This window comes from Exiguobacterium sp. s91 (assembly GCF_018618915.1).
In the GTDB taxonomy this organism is placed as follows: domain Bacteria; phylum Bacillota; class Bacilli; order Exiguobacteriales; family Exiguobacteriaceae; genus Exiguobacterium_A; species Exiguobacterium_A abrahamii.
In genome coordinates this window covers 1-212 of sequence record NZ_JACSMZ010000016.1, presented here as the reverse complement: position 1 = coordinate 212, position 212 = coordinate 1, and the positions used below count along the sequence as shown (strand labels likewise).

1 rRNA gene is annotated in these 212 nt (G+C 53.3%); it reads right to left on the bottom strand.

The features are described 5' to 3' along the window. A 5S ribosomal RNA gene (gene rrf / locus KNQ06_RS16935) occupies positions 1-83 on the bottom strand; the annotation flags it as partial. Positions 84-212: the final 129 nt, after the last annotated feature.

Sequence of the window (212 nt, the reverse complement as noted above, 5' to 3'; positions counted from 1 at the left end):
CCCCAACTACTTTCGGCGTTCAAGTGCTTAACTTCCGTGTTCGGCATGGGAACGGGTGTGACCACTTGGCTATCGTCACCAGACGATCGGGCTCGCGCCCTCAAAACTGAAGTCATCAACAATGCATCTGCTAGAACAAGGCCTCGACCGATTAGTATCACTCAGCTCCACATGTCGCCATGCTTCCACCCGTGACCTATCTACCTCATCGT